Below are 384 nucleotides of genomic sequence, written 5' to 3'. Positions count from 1 at the left end.
TCCAAGTACTGACCATCCTCTCCAACAGGAGTTTCGGGTCTTTCGTAGTTGTCCCAACCTTTAGGTTTCAGTTTTTTATCTTTCTTAAGGTCAACGACTTGAGAATAAGTAGAATTCGTAGAAACACTCAACGAGTAAGGGTCGGTCACCATCACAGTTTCAATCTGCTTGGTGGTTGGATGGTAAACGGTAACCTCATAGCGGTAGTACTTATCGACAACGCCATTCACTCGCTCAGATTCCCAAACACCTGTTTGTGGATTCTCAACCAACTGAACACGCTTAGTCTGCTTTTTGACCTTATTATAGATATGCAAGGTCACGTTTTGCGCCGTAGGAGCCCAAAGCTTGAATTCCGTTCTTGAGCCATTGACGATGGCACCC

The 384-nt window shown here is 44.8% G+C and carries 1 pseudogene; it reads right to left on the bottom strand.

The window, feature by feature from the left end:
* Nucleotides 1-384 (bottom strand): annotated as a pseudogene (locus tag AB4585_RS29030) (DUF3372 domain-containing protein); the annotation flags it as partial.

The sequence above is a fragment of the Vibrio sp. 10N.222.49.C9 genome (genome assembly GCF_041474985.1).
In the GTDB taxonomy this organism is placed as follows: domain Bacteria; phylum Pseudomonadota; class Gammaproteobacteria; order Enterobacterales; family Vibrionaceae; genus Vibrio; species Vibrio crassostreae_C.
The sequence above is the reverse complement of the archived record's forward strand: the minus strand, read 5'-3'. Positions and strand labels throughout refer to the sequence as shown.